The 21,119-nt window shown below is 72.2% G+C and carries 15 protein-coding genes and 1 riboswitch; of the genes, 6 read left to right on the plus strand and 9 right to left on the minus strand.

Features of this window, described 5'->3' with window-relative positions; genetic code table 11:
- Positions 1–389 precede the first annotated feature (389 nt).
- Positions 390–1,571 carry an ABC transporter substrate-binding protein gene (locus tag AB0H52_RS08495; protein ID WP_151488103.1) on the plus strand — a complete coding sequence of 394 codons (1,182 nt, stop codon included), beginning with the start codon at positions 390–392 and terminating at the stop codon, positions 1,569–1,571.
- Between the two features lie 84 nt (positions 1,572–1,655).
- Here the strand turns inward: AB0H52_RS08495 and AB0H52_RS08500 are convergent, their stop codons facing one another.
- Both AB0H52_RS08500 and AB0H52_RS08505 read right to left on the minus strand, forming a co-directional pair.
- On the minus strand, positions 1,656–2,507 hold the full coding sequence (locus AB0H52_RS08500) for an ABC transporter permease (protein ID WP_151488104.1): 852 nt from the start codon (positions 2,505–2,507) through the stop codon (positions 1,656–1,658).
- Between the two features lie 100 nt (positions 2,508–2,607).
- Positions 2,608–3,642, minus strand: coding sequence for an ABC transporter substrate-binding protein (locus AB0H52_RS08505; RefSeq protein ID WP_151488105.1), 1,035 nt, complete (start codon positions 3,640–3,642; stop codon positions 2,608–2,610).
- Between the two features lie 269 nt (positions 3,643–3,911).
- On the opposite strand from AB0H52_RS08505, the gene AB0H52_RS08510 reads away from it, so the two are divergent.
- From AB0H52_RS08510 to AB0H52_RS08525, 4 genes are all read left to right on the plus strand, one after another.
- Positions 3,912–4,319 carry a hypothetical protein gene (locus tag AB0H52_RS08510; RefSeq protein ID WP_151488106.1) on the plus strand — a complete coding sequence of 136 codons (408 nt, stop codon included), beginning with the start codon at positions 3,912–3,914 and terminating at the stop codon, positions 4,317–4,319.
- 2 nt (positions 4,320–4,321) lie between these two features.
- Positions 4,322–5,272, plus strand: a complete 951-nt coding sequence (locus AB0H52_RS08515) for an LLM class F420-dependent oxidoreductase (RefSeq protein WP_151488107.1) — start codon at positions 4,322–4,324, stop codon at positions 5,270–5,272.
- Positions 5,269–5,577, plus strand: coding sequence for a cupin (locus AB0H52_RS08520; protein ID WP_151488108.1), 309 nt, complete (start codon positions 5,269–5,271; stop codon positions 5,575–5,577). The genes AB0H52_RS08515 and AB0H52_RS08520 overlap by 4 nt, the downstream gene beginning before the upstream one ends.
- A 77-nt stretch (positions 5,578–5,654) precedes the next feature.
- Positions 5,655–8,846, plus strand: a complete 3,192-nt coding sequence (locus AB0H52_RS08525) for a hypothetical protein (RefSeq protein WP_357946110.1) — start codon at positions 5,655–5,657, stop codon at positions 8,844–8,846.
- A 181-nt stretch (positions 8,847–9,027) separates the two neighbouring features.
- On the opposite strand, the gene thiC is transcribed toward AB0H52_RS08525, so the two are convergent.
- The 7 genes from thiC to thiE form a co-directional block, all read right to left on the minus strand.
- Complete coding sequence (gene thiC, locus AB0H52_RS08530; RefSeq protein WP_151488110.1) at positions 9,028–10,620, minus strand: phosphomethylpyrimidine synthase ThiC; 1,593 nt, start codon at positions 10,618–10,620, stop codon at positions 9,028–9,030.
- A 17-nt stretch (positions 10,621–10,637) separates the two neighbouring features.
- Complete coding sequence (gene thiD / locus AB0H52_RS08535; RefSeq protein WP_151488111.1) at positions 10,638–11,423, minus strand: bifunctional hydroxymethylpyrimidine kinase/phosphomethylpyrimidine kinase; 786 nt, start codon at positions 11,421–11,423, stop codon at positions 10,638–10,640.
- The gene (locus AB0H52_RS08540; protein ID WP_151488112.1) at positions 11,420–12,091 is read right to left on the minus strand and encodes a thiamine phosphate synthase; all 672 of its coding nucleotides are present in this window, start codon (positions 12,089–12,091) and stop codon (positions 11,420–11,422) included. Before AB0H52_RS08540 ends, thiD begins: the two co-directional genes overlap by 4 nt.
- Entirely contained in the window at positions 12,088–12,867 is a 780-nt protein-coding gene (locus AB0H52_RS08545; RefSeq protein ID WP_151488113.1) for a thiazole synthase, read from the minus strand. The genes AB0H52_RS08540 and AB0H52_RS08545 overlap by 4 nt, the downstream gene beginning before the upstream one ends.
- Positions 12,864–13,064 carry a sulfur carrier protein ThiS gene (thiS, locus tag AB0H52_RS08550; RefSeq protein WP_151488114.1) on the minus strand — a complete coding sequence of 67 codons (201 nt, stop codon included), beginning with the start codon at positions 13,062–13,064 and terminating at the stop codon, positions 12,864–12,866. The genes AB0H52_RS08545 and thiS overlap by 4 nt, the downstream gene beginning before the upstream one ends.
- Positions 13,055–14,212, minus strand: coding sequence for a glycine oxidase ThiO (gene thiO / locus AB0H52_RS08555; protein ID WP_151488135.1), 1,158 nt, complete (start codon positions 14,210–14,212; stop codon positions 13,055–13,057). Before thiO ends, thiS begins: the two co-directional genes overlap by 10 nt.
- Positions 14,209–14,835, minus strand: a complete 627-nt coding sequence (gene thiE, locus AB0H52_RS08560) for a thiamine phosphate synthase (RefSeq protein ID WP_151488115.1) — start codon at positions 14,833–14,835, stop codon at positions 14,209–14,211. The genes thiO and thiE overlap by 4 nt, the downstream gene beginning before the upstream one ends.
- Positions 14,830–14,939: riboswitch (TPP riboswitch) on the minus strand. Its footprint overlaps the gene before it by 6 nt.
- A 293-nt stretch (positions 14,940–15,232) precedes the next feature.
- Between thiE and AB0H52_RS08565 the strand changes: the two genes are divergently transcribed.
- On the plus strand, positions 15,233–21,070 hold the full coding sequence (locus AB0H52_RS08565) for a ThuA domain-containing protein (RefSeq protein WP_357946116.1): 5,838 nt from the start codon (positions 15,233–15,235) through the stop codon (positions 21,068–21,070).
- Positions 21,071–21,119: the final 49 nt, after the last annotated feature.

A 21,119-nucleotide genomic window follows, 5' to 3' on the forward strand; every position in this document is an offset into this window, starting at 1 on the left:
GAGGGGACCACGCGCGGCACGGCCGCGATTTCATCAGAGAAGATCCTGTTTGGGAAGCCGCAGCGAGGTAGGAAACGGTCCGACGGCGCGGAACCCGTGATCCGGTCAACTGATACCTTCATTTCCGCAAGCCCCTGAACAGGGGTTGTAACTCCAGAGTGGTCACACGTGTGTGCAAAGTGAGCTTTTGCAAACGTTGCGTTACCCCAGCATGTGGGATGGCCGTCCCGAAAATGCAACCGGGGTCCGCGCTTGACCACAGCGCCGGCCATTGGCAAGGTTTTGCAGGCTTCGCGCACACCGTACGGCAGAGGAGATCCCGTCCTCCACTGAGGACGGATTAGCGGCGGTGACCGGGCAGCGCCCGCGCCCGCACCTGGAGGACTGAGTTGAGCCCCATCCGCTCCGCGACCATCGCGGCGCTCGCATCGGCCGTAGTTGCCACCACGCTCACCGGCTGCCAGTTCGGCGGGGCCGACAAGGACACGAGTCCGATCGTGATCGCTGCGGACCTCGAACTCTCCGGCGCGGCCGCGCCGGTGGGCCGGGCATACCAGAGGGCCCTGGAGCTCAAGGTCGAGCAGTTGAACTCCTCGGGAGCACTGAACGACCGGAAGATCAAGCTGAAGGTGAAGGACAACCGTTCCGACGCCGCCGAGTCACTGCGCAACATCGCCGACTTCAGCAGCGATTCCCAAGTCAGCGCCATCATCATGGGCGGCTGTAACGAATGCGCGGTCGGCGCGGTCGGAACCATCAACGAGAAGCGGATTCCCACCATTGCGCTCGCCGCTTCCGGGGCGATCGCCGCTCCGGTCGCCGATCGGCGCTACGTGTTCAAGCTGGGCCCGAACGCCGCCGACAGTGCGGCCGCACTCACCACCGAACTGCGTCGCAAGTCGGTCCGCAAGGTGGGCCTGCTCTACAGCGACGACGACTACGGCCGGGAGGGCGTGGCCGCCCTGCGCCGCGAGCTGACCAAGGCCAACATCAAGCCCGTCGGCGAGCAGGCGGTGAAGACCACCGACACCGAGGTCGGCCAGCAGGTCGGCCAGCTCACTTCGGACAGGCCCGACGCGCTGGTCATCTGGACGCCTCCGGAGCAGGCGGCGCTGGCCGCCACCAGCGCCCAGCAGGCCGCCTTTCGCGGTTCGCTGTTCTTCGACGCGGGCGCGGCCGGTGACCTCTTCCTCGGCGCGGCGGCCCGCGCCACCGAACGGGCCACGCTGATCTTCACCCAGACGATGGTGATCGACGACGTGATCGCCACCACGCCGGCGAAGGCGGCCCGGCGGCAGTGGTTCCAGGACTACACGGCGCGCTACGGCGGCTACAACGGATCGTCGTCGTTCGCCGCCGACGCGGTGCAACTGATCGCCGACGCCGAGCTGCGCGCCGGCGGCGAGGCCGGCACGGTGGACCGCAACGGCATCCGCGACGTGCTGGAGACGTCCCAGATGGACGGCCTCTCCGGCCCGATCCGGATGACGCCGGACAACCACTCCGGCCTCATGCCGCAGGCACTCACCACGCTGGTCGCCCGCAACGGCCGCTGGCGACTCGCGGGCTGAGCCGCAGCGCGTCGCCCACGAACGGCGAAAGGGCCGGTCTCCCGAGCGGGAGGCCGGCCCTTCGCGTTGTCGGGGATCGAGCGATCAGCGGCTGCTGGTGGTCTCGCGGACCCAGGGCAGGGCGATCCGCTCGATGAGCAGGAGCGCCGAGTAGAGCAGGATGCTCACCAGCGCCACCAGCATGATCGCCGCCCAGGCGGTGGCGGTGTCGCCGACGCCGGCGTACTGGAGGATGACGTAACCGAGGCCACTCTCCCCGGCCTGGAACTCGCCGATCACCGCACCGATCGCGGCCAACGGCATGGCCACCTTGAGGCCGACGAAGATCTGCGGCAGCGCGGCCGGGAAGCGCACCTTGCGGAACGCCTGCCAGCGGGAGGCGTTCCAGGACCGGACCAGCTCCGCCAGGTCGGCCGGCGTGGTGGTCAGCCCGGTCGCGGTGGAGAGCACGATCGGAAAGAAGCAGAGCAGGAACACCATGGTCAGGATCGGCTTCTGACCCCAGCCCAGCGCCACCACCAGCAGCGGGCCCAGCGTGATCTTCGGCACCGCGTTCACCGCGACCAGCAGCGGGGTGAACATCCGCTCCACCGTGCGGGAGCTGGCCAGGGAAAGTCCGATCAGGACACCGGCCGCCGCCGACAGGGCGAACCCGAAAAGGATCTCGAGCAGCGTGTCCCAGGTGTGTTCCAGCATCCGGGCGGGCTTGTCGACGAACGCGGCGAGCACGTCATCCGGCGGCGGCAGGGCGGCCGGGTGGACCAGCTCCAGCCGGGCGATGAGCCACCACGCCGCCAGGGCGACGAGGATACCGGCCGCGGGCAGCAGCGCCGCCCCGGTCCCGGCGCGCAGGCCGGCGCCCCGACCCGCGTCGCGGCCGGTGCCCGCCGGCGGGGGCACCGGCACGGCCGGCTCTGCTGAGCGGACGTCGGTCATCTTGATCTCCTCGAAATCCCACGGCCGCGGGGGCCGACGAGCGACGGGGGTACGTCCCACCGGAGCCGGCGGGACGTACCCCCTGGTGACGACCGGACGGTCAGGCCTTCGGCGCGAGGCTGAAGTCGATAATCTGCTCGGGGGTGATGTTCTGCTTGAGCGCGCCGGCACCCCGCAGGACCGCGATGCTCTTGGCGACCCGGCCACTGTCCAGGGTGCCGATGGCGGCGCCGGCAGAGTTGTCGGAGCGGACGTACGAGGCCATCAGCTCCAGCTCGGCGGCGGCCGACGCCACGACGGTGGCGTCGACGTTCTTTTTCAGGAGGTCAGCGGCCTCGTTCGGGTTCGCCAGGCTGTACTCCAGGCCCCTGAGCAGCGCCGCAGTGAACCGCTTCACCATCTCGGGCTTCTCCTTGGCGATCTGGGAGGAGGTGATCAGCACGTTGCCGTAGAGGTCCTGCATCACGTTGCTGTACGGCAGCATGACGGCCTTCTTCTTCGCCACCGCCTCGATCGTCGGCTGACCGACGACGAACTGGCCGATGCCATCCACCGAGCCGGCGGCCAGCGTGCCGATCAGAGCCTGCGCCTCACCGTTGACCCAGGTCACCTTGCTGGCGTCCACGCCGGCGAGCCGGGCGTACGTCGGGAACAGGTTGCGGACCACGGAGCCGGGGGTGTCGGCGAGCTTCTTGCCCTCGAGATCCTTCGGCGAGGCGATGTTCTTGCCCTCGAGGGTGGCGATGCCGGCCATCGTGCGCTGCTGGATCGCGGCCACCGCGACGAAGTCCTTCGCCTGGCCGTTCCCGAGCTGGAGCAGACCGCCGGTGAGGTCGATCGGCCCGAAGTCGGCCTGGCCGCCGACGACCGTCTGGATGACGCCACCGGTGCCCTGACCGGCCTTGATCTCGACGTCGAAGCCGGCCTCCTCGAAGAAGCCCTTCTCCTTCGCCACCCAGGCGTAGGAGTCACGGCCGAAGTTGCCGAAGGAGGTGAGGTAGGTCACCTTCTCCAGCGCCCCGCCGTCGCCGCCCTTGGCGTCGTCGGACGAGTCCGACCCGCTGCCGCAGGCGGAGACGAGGGCGAGGGCGAGGGCGAGCGCGGCCGTAGCGACCGTACGGGTCAGCCTTCTCATCAGTGCACCAGGTCCTTTCCGACCGGGGCCGCAGACCACCGGAGGGGTTGTCGCGGCGGGAACCGACGGGAGGGGTGGAAGCCGGCACCGCCATCGTGAGGGGACTCTTCGCGGGCACAGCGTACGAGAAACCCACAGTTGCGACGCCAGACGCGTCTGGTTACGGAACGGAAACAACCTGACGACCACCTCGGACGGTGCGATACACCAACGACCCGGCTAGCCTTTGTCGGATTCTTGACCGTCCACTCAGCGGAGGTCCGCCGGAGATGATCCGACTGTCCGGGGTGTCGCGCACCTTCGAGGGCCGGTCCGGCCGGGTCGAGGCCCTGCGCGGCATCGACCTCGACGTCGCCGAGGGTGAGTTCGTCGCCGTACTCGGCCGCAAACCCCGCGTGATGCTGATGGACGAGCCGTTCTCCGCGCTGGACACGCCCACCCGCGAGCAACTCTCCGGCGAACTCCAGCGGGTGCACACCGACACCAAGTCGACCATCACCTTCGTCACCCACTCGATCGACGAAGCGGTGCTGCTCGCCGCCTGGGTGGTCGTGCTGAGCCCCCGCACCCTGGGCCGCAACGCCCACCTGGCCGACGTGGCCCAGGTCAGCGCCGACCTGCACGAGCTGTTGATGGAACGCGACCAGCCGGCGGCGGCCGGCGCGGAAGGACGATGAACATGCGGGTGTCGGTCTTCACCGAGCCGAACCGCGGCGCCACCTACGACACCCAGCTCCGCTTCGCCCGGCTGGTCGAGGCCGGCGGCTACGAGGGATTCCTCCGCGCCGACCACTACCAGTCGATGGGCAACGACCCGGGCCTGCCCGGCCCCACCGACGCCTGGCTGACCCTCGCCGCCCTCGCCCGGGAAACCGAACGCATCCGGCTCGGCACCCTGGTGACGTCGGCCACCTTCCGGCTGCCCGGCCCACTCGCGGTGCAGGTCGCGCAGGTCGACCAGATGAGCGGCGGCCGGGTCGACCTGGGCATCGGCACCGGCTGGTACGAGCGCGAGCACACCTCGTACGGCATCCCGTTCCCGGCCGTCGGTGAACGCTTCGACCGGCTGGCCGAACAGCTTGAGGTGATCACCGGGCTGTGGCGCACCCCGCTGGGCGAGACGTACAGCTTCACCGGCGACCACTACCGGCTGGTGGACGCGCCCGCCCTGCCCAAGCCGGTGCAGGTGCCCGGCCCACCGATCATCGTGGGCGGACGCGGTCCCAAGCGCACCCCCGAACTGGCCGCCCGGTACGCCGACGAGTTCAACATGCCGTTCAAGTCCGTCACGGAGACCGCCACGGCGTACGACCGGGTCCGGGAGGCGTGCGACCGCGCGGGTCGGACGGAGGCCGGGCGTGCACCGCTGGTGCTCTCCGCCGGGATCGTGGTGGCCATCGGCCGGACCGACGCGGAGGCACAGCGGCGCGCCGCGCCCCTGCACGAGAAGAGCGCGCTGCCGCCGGAGGACCCGGTGGTCGGTTCGCCCGCGCAGCTCGTGCAGCGGATCGGTGAGTTCGCCGAGATCGGCACCACGCGGGTGCACCTGCGCATGACCGACCTCGCCGACCTGGACCACCTCGAGCTGATCGCCGCCGAGGTGCTCCCCCAACTGGACGGAGAACGATGAGCGACGTGATCGACGGCACCGAGCTCGGGCCGGTGGGCCAGGAGATCGTGTACGAGAACGACCGGGTCCGGGTCTGGCACATCCGACTCGAACCGGGTGAGCGGCAGCCCCTGCACCGGCACGACCACCCCTACCTCGTGGTGGCGATCGAGGGCGCGAAGAACGTCGTACAGACCGTCGACGGCACCCGGATCGACGCCGACGAGCCGACCGGTGGAGTGGTCTACCGCGACCCCGGGGCGGTGCACATGCTCACCAATGTCGGGGACACGACTTACCTGGCCCGACTGGTCGAACTCAAGTAGACCCGCCGGGCGCGGGCCGACGCGCCGCGCGGCGCGCCGGTGGCGATCCGGTGTACCGGGTGCGTAACGTGCCGGACATGGCCTTTCGGACCTGGGGCAGACTGCTGCTCACGGCGCTCGGGGTGAGCGTGCTGGCCGGGGCCGGTCAGCTCGGTGTCGCGTACGGCTTCGGCATCGTCCGGCTCACCGGCGCCTTCACCGGCACGACCGTCAACCAGTGGCCGGCCCAGCTCGTCTGGGTGGGCTGGTTCGCCGCGAACGCCGCCGTCGCCGGCGCCGTCCTGACCGGACGCCTGGCCCGCCGAGACATCCCGGCGGCCAGCACCGGCCGGCAACTGGCCATCGGCGGTGCCGCCGCGCTCGGCGCCACCGCCGTCGCGCCACTCTGCATGCAGCCCGCGCGAGCCGCCGAGCTGATCTCGGTTGACCCGGTCTGGGCGGTCGGCATCTGCGCCGTCCTCGGAGCGGTCATCGGGGCGGGCGCGGCCATCGCCGTCCTGCTCCGGCCCGAGCTGGGCTGGAACATGGCGGCCGTGGCCGGCGCCGTCTGGCTGCTGGCGTTGATCTCCGTCCTGCCGTCGCTCGGTACGGCCGGCCCGCTGCCCACCGTGCGGCTCGGCGTGCTGGAGCCGAGCTGGCTCGACGATGACGTCGCACAGCGCCTCGCGCTGCTGCTGCTGCCCATCACGGCGCTGCTCGCCGGCGCGGCGACCGCCGGCCTGGCCCGATGGCGGGGCCAGGTCCCGCTGATCAGCGGAGCCACCGGAGTGGCCGGTCCGGTCCTGGTGGCGTTCGCCTACCTGACCGCCGGCCCCGGTGACACGGTGGACCGCTACCAGACCACCCCCTACTACGGCGCGCTCATCGCGGTCCTCGCCGGTGCGCTCGGCGCGGCGGCGGCCGCCCTGCTGCGCTGGCCGGTACGCGCCAACCGCACCGATTCGCAGGCGATCGAGCCGACCACCATCCTGCGTCCGCTGCCCACCGGTCTCGCCCTGCCCAACGCCCGGCCGGCGGGCTCGGCGGACGACAGCACCGACGACAGCACCGCCGACGACAGCACCACGGGCGAGCCGACCGCCGGCGCGCGTACCGCACTCGGAACCATCGCGGGCGAGCCTTCCGCCATCGAGCGGACCGGCACCGGGCGCCCCCCGCACGCCGCCGACAGCGGGGTACGCACCGTCCCGGCGCACTGGGACTGGCCGGCGGCCACGGCGGGCGGCCAGCACGGCCCGGTCCCCGCCGACCTGACCGGGCCGGACGAGGCCGGCGCTTCCCGACCGGCCGCCGCCCCCTGGGTGACCGCGCCGACCGGCGAGTTCAGCGCCGCACGGCACGAGCCCGCCGCGGGCCGGGACGAGGCGGCAGCCGTCTCCTCTCCGCTGGCCGGGCTCGACTCGTCGCTCGCAGCCGATCCGACCGACCGCCCGCTGTCGAACGCCGCAGCGACCGTCGAGGGTGGCACGACCCCACCGACCGAGGCCATCCCGACGGGCGATCGCCGCCCCACCGGCCGGACCGGCACGGACGCCGACAACCCGACCATGACCGACCGGGACACGCTCGACCCGACGACCACCGACCCGACCACGCCCGACCGGGACATGACCAGCGCGAGCAGCACCGACCTCGGCGACATGACCACGACGGGTGCTGACGCCGCCCCCGGAGCGTCGACGCCGAAGCCACGCCGGTCCCGCAAGCCGAAGTCCACCCCCGTCGCCTCGGCCCGGGACGAGGCCGGCACGCTGTCGACCACCGAGGCCGCACCGACCGACCTGGCCGCCGCCGGCACCGCCGCGCCAGTCAGCACGCCGGCCCACGCGCCAGCCAGCACGCCGGCCGACGCGCCAGCCAGCACCACTGCCGACGGGCCAGCCAGCACGCCGGCCGACCCGCGCGCCGGAGCGGGCACGCCAGCCGGAGCCAGCACGCCAGCCGGAGCGGGCACGCCAGCCGGGCCCGGGGCCGTTGCGCCGGGCAGGGCCGAGGCCGACGCATCGGCCAGGGCGGCGACCGACGCGCCAGCCGGGAGCGGCACCACCGCGACGGCCACGACCGCCGCGACCGCGATGCCCACGACCGCCGCGAGCACCGGGCGAGCCAGGAAGGCCGCCCGGTCCGGCACCGACGGCCCGCAGCCCACCGTCGACGTCCCCGCCGCCCCGGCCGCTTCAGCAGTCCCGGCCGCTCCCGCTACCTCGGTCGCTCCGGCAGCCGCGGCTGCTCCCGCTACACCGGCTGCTCCCGCCACCTCGGTCGCTCCGGCAGCCCCGGCCGCTTCCGCCGCCCGGCCCTCGCCCGACGAGGCCGGGCGAGGAGCGACGACCCCGTCGGCCACCGAGGCCGCCACGGCCACCCGGAGCACCGGCACCACGCGACGGACCGACCACACCGGCACCGAGCAGACCGGAACCGACCGCTTCATGGCCGGGGACAGCTCGCACGCTTCGCTGTTCGGCTCGGAGCCCGCCGGTGGCGCCCAGCCGGACCGGTGGACGCCGGCCCCGCCGGCCTGGCCGGTCACCCCGGGGCGGACCGTGTCCGCGCCGGCCGAGGACGCCGGGTCGACGGTCCCGGAGGCCCGGAGTACGCCGGATCCGGCCGAGTGGACGCTCCGCCCCCGGCACCGGGCACCGCTGCCGGACCTGAGCCGCGCCAGCACCTGGGACGCCTTCAATACCACCCGTCGGGGAGGGTCGACAGACGCGCAGCCCGGTTCGACGGACGACTCCTCGACGGCACCGACCGGCACGACCGAGCCGAGCGATCCGCCGGCCCCCGCCGAGGCGGCGAGTGCGACGACGCCGGACGAGCGTGGCGAGAGCGCGTTGGACCGGGCGGCCGCTCGCTGGCGCCGGGCCGTCGGCACATCGGACCGGAACACCGGGTCGGCACCGTCCGGGGCGGACCCGGCGACGGACCCGGTCCCGACCTCGTCGTCCCCGGTCGTACCGGGGCAGGCGGGAACGCTCACCGACGACGGTCCGGCGAGCGTCGACCCGGCGCCGGTCGTGCCGACGCCCCGGGACGAGCCGGAGCAGCCGACCCGGCGCGGACGGCTCGGCGGACTGTTCCGCCGCAACCGGTCCCGCACCGACGAGGAGACCCCGAACGTGTCGAACGGGGAGGAGCCGCTGCCGGCGCAGGACGAGGAGTTCGTCGACTGGGTCGCCGGCCTGGGCAAGCCGGTGCCGGACAACGAGCCGGAGCAGGAGAGCGGTCGCCGGTCGATGCGCTCCACCGGACGGCACCACCGCGACTGACCGTCCCCCGCCGACACGTCGACGGATCAACCCACCTGCCTGATCGACTCGGGTTCACTGATACCGGGCTGTCCCGCCCACGTGGACACCGCGACATCAATGAACCCGAGTCGATCATCGCCTCACACCGGCCGGCCGGCACACTCGCCAGCCGCAGACCGGCCGGCAACGGTCAGGCGGATCAGGTCAACGGCAGGTAGACGCGGCTCCCGCCGGACACGAACTCCTCCGACTTGTCCTTCATGCCACGGGCGGCGTACTCCTTGAGCTCCTGGGTGATCTTCATGGAGCAGAACTTCGGCCCGCACATCGAGCAGAAGTGGGCCGTCTTCGCCGGTTCGGCCGGCAGCGTCGCGTCGTGGTACGAGCGCGCCGTGTCCGGGTCCAGCGAGAGGTTGAACTGGTCCTCCCAACGGAACTCGAACCGCGCCTTCGACAGCGCGTCATCCCAGTCCTGTGCGCCGGGGTGCCCCTTGGCCAGGTCCGCCGCGTGCGCCGCGATCTTGTACGCGATCACGCCCGCCTTCACGTCGTCGCGGTCCGGCAGTCCGAGGTGCTCCTTCGGGGTGACGTAGCAGAGCATCGCGGTGCCGAACATGCCGATCATCGCAGCGCCGATCGCCGAGGTGATGTGGTCGTACGCGGGCGCGATGTCGGTGGTCAGCGGACCGAGTGTGTAGAAGGGCGCCTCGTGGCACCACTCCTGCTGGAGGTCCACGTTCTCCTTGATCTTGTGCATGGGTACGTGCCCCGGCCCTTCGATCATCACCTGGACGTCGTGCTCCCAGGCGACGGTCGTCAGCTCACCGAGGGTGCGCAGCTCGGCGAACTGCGCCTCGTCGTTGGCGTCCGCGATCGAGCCGGGCCGCAGCCCGTCACCGAGGGAGAACGTCACGTCGTAGCGGGCCAGGATCGCGCACAGCTCGGCGAAGTTCGTGTAGAGGAAGTTCTCCTCGTGGTGCGCCAGGCACCAGGCCGCCATGATCGAACCGCCTCGGGAGACGATCCCGGTGACCCGGTCCACGGCCAGCGGCACGTACGGCAGCAGCACTCCCGCGTGCACGGTCATGTAGTCGACGCCCTGCTCGGCCTGCTCGATGACGGTCTCCCGGAACACCTCCCAGCTCAACTTCACCGGGTCACCGCCGACCTTCTCCAGCGCCTGGTAGATCGGGACCGTCCCGATCGGCACCGGCGAGTTCCGCACGATCGCCTCCCGGGTCTCGTGGATCCGCTTGCCGGTGGACAGGTCCATCACCGTGTCCGCACCCCAACGGGTGGCCCAGGTCAGTTTCTCCACCTCCTCGGCGACCGACGAGCTGACCGCCGACGTGCCGATGTTGGCGTTCACCTTGACCAGGAACGCCTTGCCGATGATCGCCGGCTCACACTCCGGGTGGTTCACGTTCAGCGGCAACACCGCCCGACCGGCGGCGATCTCGGCGCGGACCAGCTCCGGGTCGACGTTCTCCCGGATCGCCACGAACTCCATCTCCGGCGTCACCACACCGGCCCGTGCGTACGCGAGCTGCGTCGGACGACGCCCGTCCGCACCGGCCAGCGGCGTACCCGCGCCACGCACCGGTGCCACGTCACCCCGCTCGGCGATCCACGGCCCCCGCAGGGGCGGCAGCCCCACCTCCGGGTCCGACCCGGGACCGGACGTGTCGTAGAGCCGCACCGGTGGATGATCGCCGGTCAGCGCCACCTCCGCGAACGGCACCCGCACATCCGGCCGCGAACCCTCGACGTACACCTTGCCTCGTGCCTGCACGACAACCTCCCTGGTGATCAAGCGGACCAGCCGAAGTGATCCAACGGCCCACGTCCCGCGCCCAGCTCCCAACTCCGCGCACCGGTCAGCGCGCGGAGCACGTACTCCTTGGCGGCCTCGACCGCCGTCGGCACCTCATCGCCCAGCGCGAGCCGCACCGCGATGGCCGCCGAGAACGAACACCCGGTGCCGTGGGTGTGCCGGGTGTCCACCCGGGGCGCGCGCAGCAGAGTGGTGACGCCGCCGCCGTGCAGCACGTCGACCGCCTCGCCGCCGTCCAGGTCACCGCCGGTGACCACGACGAACTCCGGGCCGCCGGCCGCGAGCGCCTCGGCCGCCACGACCATCCCCGCCACGTCGTCCACCCCGCGTCCGGTGATGGCCGCGGCCTCCGCGCAGTTCGGTGTCGCCACCCGGGCGTACGGCAGCAGCCGCTCCACCGCGCCCACCACACCGAGCCGGTGGCCGCTCGTGGCGACCAGCACCGGGTCGACGACGAGCTGGGGCAACCGGCCGTCCCGGGCGGCCTCGGCCACCACGTCGGCGACCGCCGGCGTGCCGAGCATCCCCGTCTTGACCGCGCCGACGGTGAAGTCGCCCAGGACGCTGTCCAACTGCTCGGTGACCGTGCGCGGCGGCAACGGCAGGACGGCGTCGACACCCCGGGTGTTCTGCGCGGTGACCGCCGTGAGGACGCTCGTGCCGTACGCGCCGAGAGCCGCGAAGACCTTGAGGTCGGCCTGGATGCCGGCGCCGGCACCGGAGTCGGAGCCGGCGATGGTGAGGATTGTGCGCGGGGTCATGGTTTTCCCTGGTTGCGGTTGGGGGCTGCCCGGGAGACCTCCGTGCACCCGTGCCGGCCTTCGGACAGCTCAGGGGTGACCGCCTCGACACAAGCGCTGCTCAGGGTGGCGGCTGTTTCTTCTGGGTCTGCTGCCCGCATCAGTGCGCCCAGTACTGCTACTCCGCTGGCTCCCGCTTGGACGCAGGCGGTCACCTGTTCCGGGGTTTCCACTCCGCCGAGGGCCAGCAGGGGCACCGGGCTGGCGCGGACGAGGCTGCCCAACCCCGCGACGTGCAGGGGCGGACCGTAGCCGGGCTTGGATGGCGTTGGCCAGACCGGGGAGGCCGTCGCGTAGTGCTCGGTGGTGAGACGGGCCAGCTCGGCCTGGTTGTGGCAGGAGCGGCCGACCAGCTGGTGGGTTGGTGGCGGGTACGGGCCAGCGGCGGGCAGGTGGACGGCGTCGCCGCCGAGCGGGTCGGGGCCGGCCACGATGAGGGTCCCGCCGACCTGAGCGAGGATCGCACGCAGGTCGGCGGCGAGGGCGGCGCGTTCGGCGCGGGGCAGGTCCTTCTCCCGCAGCACCACCCAGCGCACTCCCCCGGCGACGGCTCCCGCCACCACCCGGTCGAGTCCGCCGCGCGCGACGAGCCGGTCGGTCAACACGACGACACCGGACGGCGCGGTCACAGGTCGGGTCTTCCCTCGTCGGGGGTGGAGGCGAGGGCGTGGAAGCGACGGGCGATCCGGCCGGCGCCCGCCGCGAGGCGGCCCGCCTCGACCGCGTACCGCATCGCCGTGGCCATCGCCACCGGGTCGGCGGCCCGGGTGACCGCGCTGGCCAGCAGCACCGCGTCGCAGCCCAGCTCCATCGCCAGGGCGGCGTCGGACGCGGTGCCGATGCCGGCGTCCAGGATCACCGGCACGTCCACGCCCTGCCGGATGAGCCGGATGTGGTGCGGGTTACCGACGCCGAGGCCCGAGCCGATCGGGGAACCGGCCGGCATCACCGCGGCGCAACCCACGTCGGCGAGCCGGCGGGCGAGCACCGGGTCGTCACTGGTGTACGGCAGCACGGTGAACCCGTCGGCGACCAGCTCCTCGGCGGCGCGGAGCAGTTCCACCCCGTCGGGCAGCAGCGTCCGTTCGTCGCCGATCACCTCCAGCTTGATCCAGTCGGTGTCGAACGCCTCCCGGGCCAGCCGGGCCACCTTCACCGCCTCGGTCGCCGTGTAGCAGCCGGCGGTGTTCGGCAGCAGCCGTACCCCGCACCGGTCCAGCAGGTCGAGCAGCCCACCGCCGGTGCCCGGGGCGGTGTCCACCCGGCGCAGGGCCAGGGTGACCAGCTCGGTGCCGGACGCGCGGATCGCCTGCTCCAGCACGTGCAGGTTCGCGGCCCCGCCGGTGCCGAGGATCAGCCGCGAGCCGAACGTCACCCCACCCAGCTCGAACGACACGCCGCTCACCCGCCCTGCGCCGCGGTGAGCACCTCGACGCGGTCACCGTCGCGCAGCACCGTCACCGGCCAACCGGCCCGGGGCACCACCTCGCCGTTGACCGCGACCGCCACGCCACGCTGCTCGGGCACCACGTCGCGGACCAGGTCCGCCACCGACGCGCCACCGGGGACGCTGCGCCCGGCCCCGTTCACCGTCAACTCCACTGGTCGCCCTCCATCGTCCGATCGGGTCCACCGCCGGTCGCCGCGCCGACGAACCGGTCGGGCCGGAACGCGGCGAGCAGCGGGTCGGGCACGCCGGTGACCACCAGGTCGGCGATCAGGTCGGCGGTGACCGGGGTGAGCACGATGCCGTGCCGGTGGTGCCCGGTGGCGGCCAGCACGTCCGGTCGGCCGGGCAGCGGCCCGAGGATGGGCGCGTTGTCCGGGGTGCCGGGGCGGAGCCCGGCGACCGCCTCGACCAGGTCGTACTCGGCCAGTTCGGGCAGCAGGTCGACCCCGGCGCGGAGCAGCCGCTGCACGGCGCCGGCGGTGACCGTGGTGTCCGAGCGTTCCTCGACCGTCGCGCCGAGCACGACCTCACCGTCGGCGCGGGGCACCAGGTAGACGTGCTCGCCGTCGGCGTACCCCCGGATCACGTGCCGGAAGCCCGGCGCGACGCCGCCGGGCGCGCGCAGCCGCAGGATCTGGCCCTTCACCGGCCGCACCGGCAGCCCGGTGAGGGCGGCGGCCCCGCAGCCGGCGGCGACCACGGTGACCCTCGCCTCCACATCGGACAGGTGTCGGACCGCCTGCGGCACGAACGCCGCGCCGGCCCGCTGCGCGGCCGTGCGCAGCGCCGGCACCAGCAGCCGCGGGTCGACCTGGTGGTCGGTGGGCGCGAGCGCGCCGCCGCGCACCCGCGGCGCGAGCGCCGGTTCGCGGTCGCGCAGCCCGCTGGGCAGCAGCGGGGTCACCGGCAGACCCAACCCCTGCTGGTACGCCCAGAGCCGGCGCGCCTCGGCCAGGTCGTCACCGGTCAGCCCGACCATCAGGGTGCCCTCGGTGCGGTAACCGATCGCGACGCCGGTCGTCTCGGTCAGCTCGGCGGCGAACGCCGGCCAGCGGGCCGCGGACGCCAGCAGCAGCTCGGTCAGCCGCCGCTCACCGAAGTACGCCTCGGCGACCGGGGAGAGCATGCCGGCGGCCACCGCCGACGCCCCCGACCCGGGTGCCGCGTCGTGCACCGCCACCCGCAACCCGCGCGCGGAGCAGCGCCAGGCGATCGCCAGCCCGACCGGGCCCGCCCCCACCACCGCCACGTCCAGCCGGGCCCGGTCGCTCGATCGCGGTGCCGGGGACCGGCCGGTCAGCACGTCAGCGCCTCGATCAGCTCGGCGGTCGCGTGGGCCGGGTCGGTGGCGGCGGAGATCGCGCCGACCACCGCCACCCCGTACGCCCCGGCGGCCCGCAGCGCCGGTACCCGGTCGGCGGTCACCGCGCCGATCGCGATGACCGGTACGTCGACGGCGTCGACGACGGCGCGTACCCCGGCGGGGCCGATGGGGTCCGGCAACCCGGGCTTGGTGGTGGTGGCGTGACACGGTCCGACGCCCAGGTAGCTGGCTCCCGCCGCGACGGCCGCGCTCGCCGTACCGGGCGCGCGGGCGGTGGCGCCCAGCACGGCGGTGGGGCCGAGCACCCGGCGGGCGGCGGCGACCGGCAGGTCGTCGGCGCCGATGTGCCCGCCGGCGGCGCCCACCGCCAGCGCCACGTGCAACCGGTCGTTGACCAGGCAGGTCGCCCCGTACGGCCGGCAGAGCGCCAGCACCTGCCGGGCCAGTTCGTACGTCTCGCGGTCGGTGGCCGAGTCCTCGACGCGGACCTGCACCACCAGGTCGGCGCGGGCCACCGTGAGGGCGGCGCGGACCACGGCGAGCGGGTCCCGACCGGGTCGGGTGTCGGTGATGAGATGCAGTCGTCCAAGGGACGGCACGGCAACGCTCCTCCCTGCGCCGGCATTACCCGGATCAGGTTCGACGGTCGGGGGCTGTCAGCCCCCCTCTCAGCCCGGTACACCGGGCTCCCGTGGGTTACTTGCGTGTCACAGTACGACGGATCCGTCGGCCTGCCAAGGGAGGGGTCGACGGGCCCGGAAGGCCGAATCAGTTGGGGTGCTTCATCCCGGTCCTGTTCGGAATGTCGCCCCCCGTTGCAGAACCGTTACCCGCCGGCATCTTGCCCGACATTGAGCGAGCCGAATTAATTTGTTCAGCGATTCGACAAAATGCCGGCGTGGACGCCCTGGCACGGTGTCCCCACCGGCTCCATCTGGGACGGTCTTCGGCGAGCCGGCCCCCGCGATTCCTGTCCACTGCGACATTGGAGGCGGCGTGTCCCGTTCTCGTCGTGCCCGAAAACCCATCACCGCGACCCTCATCTCCCTGGCCCTCGCTTCGACGACCCTGCTCGGGTCGCCGGCGCAGGCGGCTCCCGCCGCCCAGGTCCCCCCGAAAGACGCGCAGGCCGCGGCCCCGGTGACCCAGGTGGTGCCGAAGGCGCCCAAGGCCGCCGCCGATCCCTTCTCCGTCCTGGTCTTCTCCAAGACCGCCGGCTTCCGGCACGACTCCATCCCCACCGGCATCGCCGCCATCCAGCAACTCGGCGCGGCCAACGGATTCACCGTGGACAACTCGGAGGACGGCGCGGTATTCACCGACGCCAACCTGGCCAAGTACAAGGCCGTGATCTGGCTCTCCACCACCGGCGACGTCCTCAACGCCGACCAGCAGGCGGCGTTCGAGCGCTACGTGAAGGCGGGCGGTGGCTACGTCGGCATCCACGCCGCGTCGGACACCGAGTACAGCTGGGCCTGGTACGGCGACCTGGTCGGCGCGTACTTCGCCAACCACCCGGCGAACCAGCAGGCCACGGTCAAGGTGGAGGACCACGCACACCCGTCCACCGCCGAGCTTCCGGACCGCTGGTCCCGCTTCGACGAGTGGTACAACTTCCAGACCAACCCCCGGCCGGACGTGCACGTGCTGGCCAGCCTGGACGAGAAGAGCTACACCCCGGGCGCCGGTGCGATGGGCGCCGACCACCCGACCGCCTGGTGTCAGGACTTCGACGGTGGTCGATCATGGTACACCGGCGGCGGGCACACCCGGGAGTCGTACGCCGAACCGGAGTTCCTCAAGCACCTGCTCGGCGGCATCCAGACCGCCGCCGGTGTGGTGGACGCCGACTGTGGCGCCTCGAAGACCTCCAACTTCGAGAAGGTCTCCCTTGACAGCAACACGAGCAACCCGATGGAACTGGACATCGCCGGAGACGGGCGGGTCTTCTACATCGAACGCGACGGTCGGGTGCAGATCATCAAGCCGGACACCGGCAACACCGTCACCGCCGTCGACCTGGACGTCTTCACCGGCAACGAGGACGGCCTGATCGGCATCCGGCTCGACCCGGACTTCGCCACCAACAAGTGGGTGTACCTGTACTACGCCCCGAACGACGGCGTCACGCGCAACCTGCTGTCCCGGTTCACGGTGACCGGCGACACCATCGACCCGGCCAGCGAGAAGCAGGTGCTGCGGGTCGACACCCAGCGCAACACCTGCTGCCACGCCGGGGGCAGCATGACCTTCGACGGCGCCGGCAACCTGTACCTGGCCACCGGTGACAACACCAACCCGTTCGAGTCGAACTCGTACTCGCCGCTCGACGAGCGGTCGGGCCGCCAGGACTACGACGCGCAGCGCACCTCGGCCAACACCAACGACCTGCGCGGCAAGGTGATCCGGATCCACCCGGAGGACGACGGGTCGTACACCGTTCCGGCCGGCAACCTCTTCGCTCCGGGCACCGAGAAGACCCGTCCCGAGATCTACGCGATGGGCTTCCGCAACCCGTTCCGGATCGGCACCGACCCGAAGACCAACACGCTGTACGTCGCGGACTACGGGCCGGACGCCAACGCGGACAACCCCACCCGCGGCCCGCGTGGCCTGGTCGAGTGGAACATCGTGACCCCCGGCAACTACGGCTGGCCGTACTGCACGGGCACGAACGAGGCGTACAACGACTACACGTTCCCGTCCGGCCCGAGCGGCGCGAAGTTCGACTGCGCGGCGCCGGTGAACAACTCGCCCAACAACACCGGCCTGACCAACCTCCCGCCGGTCGTCCCCGCGACCGTCGACTACGGGTACGCCGGTGACGCCCGGTACCCGGAGATCGGCGGCGGTGGCGCCCCGATGGGCGGCCCGGTCTACCGCTACGACGCGGACCTCAACTCGACCCGCAAGTGGCCGGCCTACTACGACGGCAAGGCGCTGCTCGGCGAGTGGAACCAGAACAAGATGTACACGATGCAGCTGACCCCCGACGGCAAGTCGTTGGTGGACATCAACCAGCTGCTCACCGGGATGACCATGGTCCGGCCGATGGACTTCGAGTTCGGCCCCGACGGCGCCCTGTACCTGATCGAGTGGGGCAGCGGCTTCGGTGGCAACAACGACAACTCGGGTGTCTACCGGATCGACTACACCGCCGGTGACCGCGCGCCGATCGCGGCGGCGTCCGCCACCCCGACCTCGGGTGCGGCGCCGTTGACCGTCACCTTCTCCAGCGCCGGCTCCCGCGACCCGGACGGTGGCGCGCTCACCTACGCCTGGGCGTTCGGCGACGGGCAGACCTCGACCGACGCTAACCCGACGCACACCTACGCCACGGCGGGCAACTACACCGCCCAGCTCACCGTCACCAACCCGAAGGGCCGTACCGCGGTGGCCAACGTGCCGATCACCGTGGGCAACACGTCCCCGACGGTCACCATCGAGTTCCCGCCGGACGGCGGGTTCTTCGACTGGGGTGACCAGGTCCGCTACACGATCAAGGTGACCGACCCCGAGGACGGGGAGATCGACTGTGCCCGGGTGAACCTCCAGGTGCTGCTGGGTCACGACGAGCACGCCCACCCGCTGGAGCAGCACACCGGCTGCACCGGCACCGTCCAGACGTCGCTCGCCTCCGGGCACGGCGCCGAGGCGAACGTCTTCGCGGTCTTCGAGGCCACCTACACCGACGACGGCGGGGCCGGCGGAGCCAGCCCGCTCACCGGTCGGGTCATCGAGGTGCTGCAGCCCAAGCGCAAGCAGGCCGAGTTCTTCACCGCCACCGGTCGGGCACCGGTGAGCACCGGCGGCGGAGACGCCGGCGTGCAGCGGGAGACCGGCGCCGACACCGCCGGCGGCGGTCAGAACATCGGGTTCATCGAGGACGGCGACTGGTGGTCGCTCGCCCCGGCGGACCTGACCAACATCAGCGAGATCCGGTTCCGGGCCGCCTCGGCCGCCGCTGGCGGTCGCATCGAGGTCCGGGCGGGCGCGGTGGACGGACCGGTGGTCGCCACGGCCACCGTGCCGGCGACCGGCGCGTGGCAGACGTACACGGACGTGAGCGCGCCGGTCACCGGTGCCGCGAGCGGCTCGCTGTACTTCGTGGCCCGTGACCCGAACGGCGGCTCCGGCTCGCTGTTCAACGTCAACTGGATGGACTTCGTCGGCCGCGGCGTCACCGAGAACGCGCCGCCGGTGGTCACCGCCACCGCGACCCCGGCCGCCGGCACCGCGCCGGTCACCGTGGCGTTCGACGGCACGGCCACCGACGCCGAGGGCGACACCCCGCTGACGTACGCCTGGGACTTCGGTGACGGCGGTACGGCGTCCACGCTGGACGCCAGCCACACCTACGCCAGCCCGGGCACCTTCACGGCCACCCTCACGGTGACCGACAGCAAGGGCGCCAAGTCGTACGCCACGGTGCCGGTGCGGGTGGACGCCCCGGACACGTCCTGCTTCGGGGCGCGTTCGGACGCCTTCGACGGCACCAGCCTCGACAAGACCCGCTGGTCCAGCGTCATCCGGGAGAACCAGCTCTACTCGGTCAGTGGCGGCGCGCTGCGGCTGCCGACCGGCGTGGGCGACCTCTACGGCGCCCGCAACGACGCGACCAACCTGGTGCTCCAGCCGGCTCCGACCGGCGCCTGGGAGATCACCACCAAGGTCACCCTCCCGGTCACCGCCAACTACCAGCAGGCCGGTCTGCTGGTGTACGGCGACGACGACAACTACGCCAAGGTGGACCTGCTGTACAACGGCAGCCGGCGGGTGGAGTTCATCCGGGAGACGGCCGCGACGCCTCGCAACGAGGGCGCCGACAGCGCCGCCGCACCGGCGGGTGACACCGTGTACCTGCGGATCACCAGCGACGGGACGAACCTGACCGCCGCCGCCTCGGGCGACGGGCAGACGTTCACCCCGGTCGGCCGTTCGGCCGCGCTCGCCGGCATCACCAACCCGCGGATCGGGGTCTTCGCACTCAACGGCGGCACCGAGGCGCCGGTGGTCGACGCGGCCTTCGATTCGTTCCAGGTGACGCCGGACGCTCCGGCCGGCCCGGTCGACCCGTCGGACGAGTTCACCGGCGACACGCTGGACAAGTGCCGCTGGGACGCGATCCTGCGGGAGGACCCGGCCGGTTACCGGGTCACCGGCGGCGCGCTGCGGATCGACGTGCCCAACGGTGACATCTACGGCACCGACAACACCGGGCCGAAGAACTTCATCCTCCAGACCGCGCCGTCAGGCGACTGGACCCTGGAGACGAAGGTCGACGGCAGTCTGCTGAACGAGCAGTACCAGCAGGCCGGTCTGCTCGTGCAGGCCGACGACGACAACTACCTGAAGTTCGACTTCATCGCGGACAACCAGGCCGGCCAGGCGGTGACGCGGCGGATCGAGTTCCGCAGCGAGATCGGCGGGGCGGTGCAGAACCCGCAGCCGGAGGCGACCAGCCTCACCTCGGCGGTGTGGCACCTGCGACTGGCCCGCACCGGCGACACGTTCACCGCGTCGTACTCGGCCGACGGGACGACCTGGACCGCGTTGGAGGCGCTGACCAACAGCGCGGTGGGCGCCACCCCGAAGGTCGGGTTGTTCACCCTCGGCGCCAACCAGACCGCCTCGAAGACCGCCGCGTTCGACTACTTCCGGTTGAGCACGAAGGTCGCCGACGAGACCGCGCCGGTCGCCACGGCGGCGGTTTCGGGCACCCCGACCGAGGGGTGGTACACCGGTCCGGTGACGGTGACCCTCACCGCCGCCGACGAGGCCGGCGGCAGTGGGCTGGCCAGCACCGAGTACCAGCTGGACGGGGCCACCACCTGGACGGCGTACACCGCTCCGGTGGCGATCAGTGGGGACGGCGAGCACGAGCTGCGGTTCCGCTCGACCGATGAGGCGGGCAACGTGGAGTCGACGAAGACCGTCACGGTCAAGATCGACGCCACCGCACCGGTCACGACGGCGACGTTCGCTCCCGCGAACGACGCCGGCTGGCACAACGGGACGATCCCGGTGGTGCTGACCTCTACCGACGCCGGTTCCGGGGTCAAGACGGTGGAGTGGTCGTTGGACGGTGGCGCGTGGACGCCGTACACGGCGCCGGTCGAGGTGACCGGCGACGGGCAGCACGAGCTGCTGTTCCGGTCCACCGACAAGGCGGGCAACGCCGAGACGCTCAAGTCGGCGGTGCTGCGCATCGACGGCACCAAGCCGACGCTGCTGGTGTCCGGGATCGCCGACGGCCAGCTCTACGGCGACAGCCAGGACGTCCGGGTGTCCTGGCAGGCCGTCGACCCCACCTCGGGCATCGCGTCCGTGGTCGGTCAGCTCGACGGCAGGGCGTACGCCAGCGGCACCCTGCAGGCCATGTACGAGCTGCCGCTCGGCCTGCACGAGCTGACCGTCACCGCGACCGACAAGGCGGGCAACACGACCACCTCGACGGTCCGGTTCTTCGTCACCACCTCGTTCCGGGACATGCAGAACCTGCTGGACCGGTTCAAGGCGACGGGTCGACTCTCGGCCACGGCGCACAAGCAGCTGAAGGCGAAGCTCGACGCGGCCCGCCAGGCCGAGGCGGCCGGCAACGACAGCAAGGCGATCAAGCAGTTGACGCAGTTCCGGACGCTCGCCGCCGACGCCACCCTGGTGGCCGAGGCGGAGGTCCGGGACGTCCTGATCCGGGACGCCGACGCCATGATCGTCCGGCTGGGCGGTACGGCCAGTAAGGCCGGAGTCAAGGCGAACGACGGCGAACCGGTCAAGGGCGCCGGGCGGCTCGGTGGCGACACCACCCGGCTGGCACCCGGTCGCCAGCTCTGATCCGACGAGGCCCCTCCCCGGCGCTGCGGCGTCGGGGAGGGGCCTCCCT

It is taken from the genome of Micromonospora sp. NPDC050695, assembly GCF_040654415.1.
Classification (GTDB): Bacteria; Actinomycetota; Actinomycetes; order Mycobacteriales; family Micromonosporaceae; genus Micromonospora.

Bases quoted from the DNA above. Each gene is read 5' to 3' on its own strand.
- thiD (WP_151488111.1), bottom strand. From the start codon at position 11,423: ATGACCCCGCGCACAATCCTCACCATCGCCGGCTCCGACTCCGGTGCC.
- AB0H52_RS08505 (WP_151488105.1), bottom strand. From the start codon at position 3,642: ATGAGAAGGCTGACCCGTACGGTCGCTACGGCCGCGCTCGCCCTCGCC.
- AB0H52_RS08515 (WP_151488107.1), top strand. From the start codon at position 4,322: ATGCGGGTGTCGGTCTTCACCGAGCCGAACCGCGGCGCCACCTACGAC.
- AB0H52_RS08500 (WP_151488104.1), bottom strand. From the start codon at position 2,507: ATGACCGACGTCCGCTCAGCAGAGCCGGCCGTGCCGGTGCCCCCGCCG.
- AB0H52_RS08525 (WP_357946110.1), top strand. From the start codon at position 5,655: ATGGCCTTTCGGACCTGGGGCAGACTGCTGCTCACGGCGCTCGGGGTG.
- AB0H52_RS08520 (WP_151488108.1), top strand. From the start codon at position 5,269: ATGAGCGACGTGATCGACGGCACCGAGCTCGGGCCGGTGGGCCAGGAG.
- AB0H52_RS08510 (WP_151488106.1), top strand. From the start codon at position 3,912: ATGATCCGACTGTCCGGGGTGTCGCGCACCTTCGAGGGCCGGTCCGGC.